This window comes from Bradyrhizobium sp. (assembly GCF_016462955.1).
Classification (GTDB): domain Bacteria; phylum Pseudomonadota; class Alphaproteobacteria; order Rhizobiales; family Xanthobacteraceae; genus Bradyrhizobium.
On the sequence record NZ_JAEMSD010000308.1, the window covers coordinates 1 to 8396 of the forward strand.

The window sequence follows — 8396 nt, forward strand, 5'->3', positions numbered from 1 at the left end:
ACGACATGGCGACGACCGTCAAGGAATTGAAGGCGACCGCACGTCCGAAGAGCGGCAAGGGGGCCGCCCGGGCTGAGCGTCGCGCCGGCAGAGTGCCCGGAGTGATCTACGGCAACAACCAGCCCCCCGTCACGATCTCGATCGCGGATCGTGAGCTCCGCCAGCGCATCCTCGCCGGCCGGTTCCTGACCACGCTGGTCGACATCGACCTCGAAGGCAAGAAGCACCGCGTCATTCCGCGCGACTATCACCTCGACCCGGTCAAGGACTTCCCGATCCATGTCGACTTCATGCGGCTCGGCGAAGGCGCCACCATCCGCATCAGCGTGCCCCTGCACGTGGTGAAGGCCGAAACGTCTCCGGGCGTGAAGCGCGGCGGCACCGTCAACATCGTCGCTCACGCGATCGAGCTCGAATGCGGCGTCGAGAGCATTCCGCAATACATCGAGGCCGATGTCGGCTCCCTCGAGATTGGTCACTCCCTGCATCTGACCGACATCAAGCTGCCGGCCGGCGTGAAGGCGTTGACCCGCGAGGACGCGACCCTCGTCACCATCGTGCCGCCGTCCGGTTACGCCGAAGAGCAGAAGGCTGCTGCTGCGGCGGCTGCTGGTGGCGCGGCTCCGGCCGCGGGCGCTGCTCCTGCGGCAGCTCCGGCTGCGGGCGCTGCTGCTCCGGCTGCGGCTGCCAAGGCTCCCGCCGGCGGCGACAAGAAGAAGTAATCTCTCAAGGCTGGCGCGCGCGGTCCCTGACCGCGCGCCGAGCGAGGGGCGCGCCGCGTCATGCGACTCTTTGTTGGGCTCGGCAATCCCGGCGCGAAATACGCACGTAACCGGCACAATATCGGCTTCATGACGGTCGACGAGATTGCGCGACGTCACGGCTTCGCGCCGTGGCGCCGCCGCTTTCAGGGCGAGACCTCGGAAGGTGCGCTCGGCACGGAGCGCGTGATCCTGCTCAAGCCGACCACCTACATGAACGAGTCCGGCCGTAGCGTTCAGGAGGCGGCGGGCTTCTTCAAGATCGCGGCCGGCGACGTCACGGTGTTTCACGACGAGCTCGAACTGCCGCCGGGCAAGGTGCGGGTGAAGATCGGCGGCGGCATCGCCGGACACAACGGGCTGCGCTCGATCTCGGCGCATATCGGCAACGACTACCGCCGCGTGCGCCTCGGCATCGGTCATCCCGGCGTCAAGGAACTGGTGCACGGCCACGTGCTGTCGGACTTCGCCAAGGCCGACAACGATTGGGTGATGACGCTGTGCGAGGCGGTCGCCGAGCACGCAGGTCTCGTCGCCAAGGGCACGGACGCGACCTTTGCCAACAGGGTTCATCTGGCCATGCAGGCCAAGGGATTTTTGACCAAGGACGACAACGGAGAGAAATCGAACTGATCTCTCTCCGTCATGGCCGGGCACAAGCGCGAAGCGCGTCTTTGCGTCAGATACCCGGCCATCCACGCCTTTCTTTCTCCGCGGAGCGAAGGACGTGGATGCCCGGCACAAGGCCGGGCATGACGACTTCAACGAACGCACGCGCCCGCGGCGCGAAGACTGGAAGAGACCATGGGATTCAAATGCGGGATCGTCGGATTGCCCAATGTCGGCAAGTCGACCTTGTTCAACGCGCTGACCGAGACAGCCGCGGCGCAGGCTGCGAACTATCCGTTCTGCACCATCGAGCCGAATGTCGGCGAGGTCGCCGTCCCCGATCCGCGGCTGGAGAAGCTCGCCGCCATCGCCAAGTCCGGACAGATCATCCCGACGCGGTTGACCTTCGTCGACATCGCCGGCCTCGTGCGCGGCGCCTCCAAGGGCGAGGGCCTCGGCAACCAGTTTCTCGCCAACATCCGCGAGGTCGACGCCGTCGCGCATGTGGTGCGCTGCTTCGAGGATTCCGACATCACCCATGTCGAGGGCAAGATCGCCCCGCTCGCCGACATCGAGACCATCGAGACCGAGCTGATGCTCGCCGATCTCGACAGCCTCGAGAAGCGCGTCGACAACCTGACCAAGAAGGCCAAGGGCAACGACAAGGACGCCAAGGAGCAGCTCGACCTCGTGAACCGCACCCTGGTGCTGTTGCGCGAGGGCAAGCCCGCGCGCCTCGTCGAACGCAAGCCGGAGGAGGAGCGCGCCTTCGGAATGCTCGGCCTATTGTCGTCGAAGCCCGTGCTCTACGTCTGCAACGTCGAGGAAGGCTCGGCCGCGACCGGCAACGCTTTCTCCAAGGCGGTCGAGGAGCAGGCGGCCAAGGAAGGCGCGGTCGCCGTGGTCATCTCCGCCAAGATCGAATCCGAGATCGCGACCATTTCGCGGGAGGAGCGCGCCGAGTTCCTGGAGACGCTGGGGCTGGAGGAAGCCGGCCTCGACCGCCTGATCCGCGCCGGCTACACGCTGCTGGACCTCATCACCTATTTCACCGTCGGCCCGAAGGAGGCCCGCGCCTGGACCATCCATCGCGGCACCAAGGCGCCCGCGGCGGCCGGCGTGATCCACACCGATTTCGAGAAGGGCTTCATCCGCGCCGAGACCATCGCCTTCGAGGATTACGTCGCGCTCGGCGGCGAAGCCGGCGCGCGCGATGCCGGCAAGCTGCGGCTCGAAGGCAAGGACTACGTCGTCGCCGACGGCGACGTGATGCATTTCAGGTTTAATACGTAAGCTGGAAACACCGATGCCGTAGGGTGGGCAAAGGCGCATCGCGCCGTGCCCACCATTTGTCACTGTTGAGAAAGATCGTGGGCACGCTTCGCTTTGCCCACCCTACGACACCGGCCTCACCGCATCCCGCCGCCCTGATCCCTTATCGCGCCGAGATGCTCGTTAATGCGGAACACGATCAGGATCAGCTCCGCGACGATGCGCGAGAACACGATGCCGACCACGACGCTCGCGATCGACGACAGCAGCACCAGGAAACCGCCGAACGGGCTGATCGCCATCGCAGCGAGCCCTGAGAAGATGCCGGAGAGACCGAACAGGCAGATCAGCGCGATCACCAGCCAGTAGAAAGTCTTGATGATCGTCGGCGTGATGAAGCGGTCCCATTGAAACAGGTCGCTGAATGAAAACATTGCTCTCCCCAGGGGCAAATCGGGATTTCCGGGCGGGACGAAGCCCGGGATACTGGCCCGCGGCTGATGCGACTCAAGGCCAAAGCCGCCGCCTGATATGTAGCACGTGCCATGCGGGCCGGCGGGTTGAGATTGCCGCAAAGTGCGGCCACAATCTGTCATTCCTCAAAGCTTTCCAAAGATGACCCTGACCTTCGAAGATTTCCCGCCCGGCCGGTTCGGCACGTTCGGCCCGCGCCACGTCACCCGCGACGAGATATTGGCCTTTGCCGCCGAGTTCGATCCGCAGCCGATGCATCTCGACGAGGAAGCGGCAGCCAAGAGCATGCTGCGCGGCCTGTCCGGCTCGGGCTGGCATCTCTGCTCGCTGATGATGCGGATGATGGCCGACGGTTTCATCACCCGCGCCGCTTCGCTCGGCTCGCCCGGCGTCGACGAGGTGCGCTGGTTGTCACCGCTGCGCCCCGGAGACGATCTCACGCTCGACGTCGATGTGCTGGAGGCGCGTGGCTCGAAGAGCCGGCCGGAGCTCGGCATCGTCAAGTTCAAATGCACCGCGCGCAACGCGGCGGGGCAGGCGCTTGCCGAGATGACCTCGCCGATCCTGATCAAGCGGCGCGAGGGAGCGGCCTGATGCGCTTCTTCGAAGACATCGCGATCGGCCAGCGCCGCGAGATCGGCAGCTACATGTTCACGGCCGACGCCATCAAGACATTTGCCGCCAAGTTCGATCCGCAGCGCTTCCACCTCGATGAGGAGGAAGGCAAGAACTCGCTGTTCGGCGGGCTCGCCGCCTCCGGCTGGCATGTCGGCTCCGCCTGCATGAGCCTGCTTGTCGCCGATGGCCAGCGCCTGGCGCGCGAAGCCGCAGCGCGCGGCGAGGAGGTTGCCGTGTGGGGCCCGTCGCCGGGCTTTCGCGATCTGCGCTGGATCAGGCCGGTGCTCGCCGGCGACACCGTCGCCTACGTCAACGTCGTCGTCGACAAGCGCACATCCGCCTCGCGCGCCGGCTGGGGTATCTTGACCGCGCGCACCACCGGCACCAATCAGCGCGGCGAGGAAGTCTATTCCATTACCGCCTCGGCCTTCGTTCCGATGCGCGCGAAGAGCGCCTAGAGCCGTTCCAAGATGAACGGTCAAATGACTGCGCGAGTGTTGCCCGCGCGCTATGGACGCGATTCCGGGTGGCTGCCATAAGCCTCCGGAACATGGTTGCCCCGACGCAGTTCGGCGGAACCAGTGAGTTGCTAACTAATTATGAACCTGTCGCTGCGTATTTGAAACGAACAGGCAGCGACAGGGGACGAGGACCATGGCAGACCGCGGCGCACTCAAATTCGTTGGATTCATCTTCGCCACCGCGACGCTCGCGGTGATGCTGGTCGCCGGCATGGTGGTGAAGGGCTATGCCGATGGCGGCTACACCCTGGAAGCCTCGACGGTGGAAGCGGACCGGTAAGGAATTGTTAACGTCCCGGGGGCAGGCCCGCCTCAGCGGCTATAGACGAACGCCAGCACCGCGACCGCAACCGCCAACAGCCCGACAAAGCGCAGCATGATCGTGCCCAGCTGATTCGGCGCGGGCCGCAACGGGATCGGGTCCGTGGTGTCGGGCCGAATGCTTTCCATGAGATGTCCCCCAAGCCCGGCCGCACAGGCTGCGGGCGCTCGGCCTTTGGTCGCCGGTGAGGGGTGATGGGTTCAAAGGTGGCTGTTGGCCACTCCACATTCTCCGCTGTTATTCCCCGCGCAGGCGGGGAATCCAGTACGCCGCGGCCTCTCGATTCAATGACCGGCGCTGCTGGAATACTCGATCACCCGCCTACGCGGGTGATGACACCCGTGTCGGAGAAACGCTTGCGTGCCCCCGCACGAATCAAAACCGCCGCGCTCCCGTCCGGAAACGCGGCGGCCAATGATGCTGTTCGTGGCGGTCAGCTGTTGCGCAGGCCGTCGGCGGCGCGCTTCCACTGCGCGACATTGTCGGCGATCATGCGGGTCGACTTCATCGCGGCCTGGCTGAGCTGGGCGTAGCCGGAGATCTCGCGCTGGACGCGCTGGCCTTCGGCGTGCAGCAGGTCGCGCAGGCTCTCTAGCTCGGAGACCAGGTTCTCGATCTCGGCAAGCGAGGTGCCGGCGACGCGCTGTATCAGCGAGTTGACGTTGTTGACGGTGGCTTCCGCGCTCGGGTCGAGCGGCGGCGCATCGGTCGTGGCGGCTGCCGGGCGGCGCAGATAGGCGATGTCGTTGCGCACGAAATCGCGGATGCCGGCCTCGACCTCGGTCACGGCGGCAAGGTTGGTGTCGACCGTCTCGGTCTCGGTGGTCTCGATCTTTTCGGGACGCATGGCGTTCATCGTTGTTCCCCTGTTCGCGTTGAGCGCAGCGCGAGTGTCCCCCGCACGACGAATTCGGTAATCCGACTAGGGCGCCGGATTTTGACCGCAACTTGGCCGAGATACGGCAAGGGCGGACGATTCGGGGGTTTTGCCGTGGCTTATGGTTAGGAGAGTATGAACGGCGCTGCGCGCACCAAATCCGTCCCTCATGGTGAGGAGCGCGCCCTTCGCGTTACCAGCTCTTCTTGAAGCCGGCCGTCACGCTCTTGTTGAGCGCGCCTTGCGCGGTTTCGCCCACCGAGCCTGATACCGTGACGTTGTCGAACAGCTTCTGCTCGGCGCCGAACTTGCGCAGCCATTTGTCGTCGGTGGTCGACAATGTCTGGCCGGCGGTGACGCTGGTGCCGGTGTCGGTGAGGGTGAGCTTGGCGGTCTGGTCTGTCTCGTAATTGCGCGTGATGTGGCCGCCGATGCCGGGGACCGCACTGGTGCCCTGCTGGTTGACGCTGTAGCCGTTCTGGAGCGTCAGCGACGTGTCGCCGGACAGCGGCACCGATTTGGTCAGCGATGCCCCGATCTTGCTGTGCTCGGCGCCGGGATCGACCCGGGCTTCCACCGCGGTCTTGTCCCAGATCGCGCCCGCGCCCGGTGCGGTCGCCGTGGCCCAGGCGCTGCCGGAGGATTGCGGCAGGCTGCCGCCATTGGTGGCCTTCTGCGCCAGCAGCTCGGACATCGTCCTGGGCTCGCTCGCCACCGTCATGTCGGCGCCGACACGGGTATCCCAGAATGAGAACACGGATTGCTTCACCGTCACCGCCGAGGAGCCGTTGGCATTGGAGTTCGAGGACCAGTCCAGGCCTTCCTTGGCGGCGGCCTGGGCGCGCTTTTTGGCGGCCATGGGGTCGATGCCGGTGCCGGCATCGACCGCGAGCTGGCTCCAGTCGAGCTTGTCGACATCGATGCCCTTGAGCACGTCGGGGTCGTTCGCGTCGGGAGCCTCGGCCGCCTCGATCTCGGCCTCGTCGTCAGGCGCGGCCGACGCGGGCGGAATGATCTGCGCCTGTAACGTCAGCACCGAGCCGAGAATGAATGCAGCCGCCAGCAATGGCAGCCTGGTCCAGCCAAACCCTGTCGAGAATTCCATCGTCCTGCCCGCGAACCCCAGCGCATGCTTGCCGACAACATACATCGGCGTGCGGCCATGCGCCATTCCGCTCACAGGATGCTGATCCATCTTTACGGAATTGTGGCGGTTATCGATGGAAGCGAACCAACGGGCCGCGCGAAAGGCGCGCGCCCGATGACGGGTTTGTGATGCGACGGCATCCGGCGGGGCTGGAGGCCAGGACGTCGCGATCGCCTCGTCACCGGTCCCGACAAGCGGGGCCCGTTGGCGTCCCCCCTGAAGCGCGATGATCGCATCCCGCTTCAGGTTGTTGTCTGCGCATGATCTTCTTGGAAGACCGCCTCGCACTTAGTCCCGATCATGTGTCAGCCGACGCGGGTCATCTTCGGCAGATGAATCGCGCGGCCGAGTGCCTGCTCGACCAGGTCGAAGGTGTCGATCAGCACGCGCATGCTGACGAGCTTGCCCGCCCTGAACTGGGCGAACTGCGCGACGCGCAAGCTGATGGGCTTGTTGGAATCCAGCGCCGTCAGCGAATAGCGCACCATCGAGGCGGCGGAATCGACGCCGAGCATGATGCTCTCGCGGTCGAAGCGGCGGACGTCGAAATTGTCGGCAAGCTGCCGGATCACGTCGAGCACGGCCGCCTTGCCCTGGCGCGCGCCGAGGAACGGAAACATGTCGATCGGGCCGTAGAGCGCCCACTCGACGTCCTCGTCGATCAGGGCCTCGATATCCCCGAAATGCCGGTCGTTGATCGCGCGGTGCAACGCGCGCGAGAAACGCCAGAGGCTGTGCTCTGTCATTTGGGCAGTCCTGAAGCTGGCTTGCGAAAACGAAAAACGACCCCATGCACAATCAAGGCGCAGGGGCGATCAACGGTGATCAACTCATTTGTATACAAATAATGTAGCGCAGTTCGGCCAAAACGCAATTCACGTTTTCGCAATGCAGCATTGAGCGGGCTTTCTGGGATTTGTAACGGAATCCCGTATTTACCGGGCTATCGGCGACAGACCGGGCCGCAGCGGCCCTAAAATTCTACCGCCACCCCGGCGCGGCCGACGTTCATCCCGCCCGCGTTCGCGAAACTGCCTTGCACCATCAGCGGCATGGCCGAAGAAAGGTTGAGGCGGTGAGCGACGGCGACGCCGACGCCGGTCTGCCCCTGGAAGAAGCCGGTGTTGAGCGAGACCGTGGTGCGGCCGGGGCCGGACGGCGTGGCGGCGACGGCAAGAGCCGCCGTGGCCGCAATACCGCGGCGCGCTTCGAGCTGGTTGGTCGTGATCTGGCTCTGCAGCCCGCTAAGCTGGCTCTGGAAGCCGGACGTGATGCCGTTGAGCTGGCTGACATTGACGGCGTCAGTCGGCGCAATGCCGGCGGCCACGTTGACGACGCGACGTTCATTGCCTGCCGATCCCACCGACACCGTGTTCGCAGCAGTTGCGACTGAGCCCGTGCCGATGGCCACGGCATTCGTGGCCGCCGCCTGCACGACGGCGCCCGCGCCAAGGGCCGTACCGCCGACGGCTGCGACCGTGGCGCTCTGGCCGACCGCAACGGCATTGGCCGTCGTGGCCACGGCCGAATTGCCGAGAGCGGTCGACGACGACACGTTAGCCGTGCCGCCGGTCGCCACCGCAAAGTCGCCGAATGCGGCGCCGCCATTGGCGGCCTGGGCGGCATTTCCGACCGCGACGGAGCCGGTGGCGACGGCGCCTGTTCCCACCGCGATCGCATGGGCGCCGCTGGCGACGGCGCCGTTGCCCTGGGCGATTGCGTTGACGGCCGTCGCCTGCGCGCCGGGGCCAACTGCGACGGCGCCGCTCGCGCTGGCGACCGCACCGCTGCCCTG

General features: G+C 65.7%; 12 protein-coding genes. 6 read left to right on the forward strand and 6 right to left on the reverse strand.

Annotated elements, in window-relative coordinates; genetic code table 11:
- Window positions 1–5 precede the first annotated feature (5 nt).
- From JHD07_RS25940 to ychF, 3 genes are all read left to right on the forward strand, one after another.
- Entirely contained in the window at window positions 6–722 is a 717-nt protein-coding gene (locus JHD07_RS25940) for a 50S ribosomal protein L25/general stress protein Ctc (protein WP_291627250.1), read from the forward strand.
- A gap of 60 nt (window positions 723–782) precedes the next feature.
- A complete protein-coding gene (gene pth, locus JHD07_RS25945; RefSeq protein ID WP_291627225.1) occupies window positions 783–1394 on the forward strand; it encodes an aminoacyl-tRNA hydrolase in 612 nt (203 codons plus the stop codon).
- Window positions 1395–1565: 171 nt separating this feature from the next.
- Window positions 1566–2663, forward strand: a complete 1098-nt coding sequence (gene ychF / locus JHD07_RS25950; protein WP_291627227.1) for a redox-regulated ATPase YchF — start codon at window positions 1566–1568, stop codon at window positions 2661–2663.
- A gap of 116 nt (window positions 2664–2779) precedes the next feature.
- Here ychF and JHD07_RS25955 read toward each other — a convergent pair whose 3' ends face one another.
- The gene (locus JHD07_RS25955; RefSeq protein ID WP_018648333.1) at window positions 2780–3076 is read right to left on the reverse strand and encodes a DUF4282 domain-containing protein; all 297 of its coding nucleotides are present in this window, start codon (window positions 3074–3076) and stop codon (window positions 2780–2782) included.
- Window positions 3077–3257: 181 nt separating this feature from the next.
- On the opposite strand from JHD07_RS25955, the gene JHD07_RS25960 reads away from it, so the two are divergent.
- The 3 genes from JHD07_RS25960 to JHD07_RS25970 all read left to right on the forward strand — a co-directional run bounded on the left by JHD07_RS25960 (window position 3258) and on the right by JHD07_RS25970 (window position 4535).
- On the forward strand, window positions 3258–3710 hold the full coding sequence (locus JHD07_RS25960; protein WP_291627237.1) for a MaoC family dehydratase: 453 nt from the start codon (window positions 3258–3260) through the stop codon (window positions 3708–3710).
- Complete coding sequence (locus JHD07_RS25965) at window positions 3710–4192, forward strand: MaoC family dehydratase (RefSeq protein WP_291627238.1); 483 nt, start codon at window positions 3710–3712, stop codon at window positions 4190–4192. The genes JHD07_RS25960 and JHD07_RS25965 overlap by 1 nt, the downstream gene beginning before the upstream one ends.
- A 196-nt stretch (window positions 4193–4388) precedes the next feature.
- Window positions 4389–4535: a hypothetical protein gene (locus tag JHD07_RS25970; RefSeq protein ID WP_212341797.1), complete on the forward strand. Its 147-nt coding sequence runs from the start codon at window positions 4389–4391 to the stop codon at window positions 4533–4535.
- 32 nt (window positions 4536–4567) lie between these two features.
- On the opposite strand, the gene JHD07_RS25975 is transcribed toward JHD07_RS25970, so the two are convergent.
- The 5 genes from JHD07_RS25975 to JHD07_RS25995 form a co-directional block, all read right to left on the reverse strand.
- The gene (locus tag JHD07_RS25975; protein ID WP_291627243.1) at window positions 4568–4705 is read right to left on the reverse strand and encodes a hypothetical protein; all 138 of its coding nucleotides are present in this window, start codon (window positions 4703–4705) and stop codon (window positions 4568–4570) included.
- 305 nt (window positions 4706–5010) lie between these two features.
- The gene (locus tag JHD07_RS25980; protein WP_291627245.1) at window positions 5011–5433 is read right to left on the reverse strand and encodes a hypothetical protein; all 423 of its coding nucleotides are present in this window, start codon (window positions 5431–5433) and stop codon (window positions 5011–5013) included.
- Between the two features lie 214 nt (window positions 5434–5647).
- Entirely contained in the window at window positions 5648–6559 is a 912-nt protein-coding gene (locus JHD07_RS25985; protein WP_291627252.1) for a hypothetical protein, read from the reverse strand.
- 347 nt (window positions 6560–6906) lie between these two features.
- Window positions 6907–7347 (reverse strand): nuclear transport factor 2 family protein, encoded by a 441-nt coding sequence (locus JHD07_RS25990; protein ID WP_291627247.1) that lies wholly within the window; start codon window positions 7345–7347, stop codon window positions 6907–6909.
- Between the two features lie 227 nt (window positions 7348–7574).
- Window positions 7575–8396 (reverse strand): adhesin (locus JHD07_RS25995; protein ID WP_291627248.1); only part of this gene is annotated, 822 nt, incomplete at its 5' end.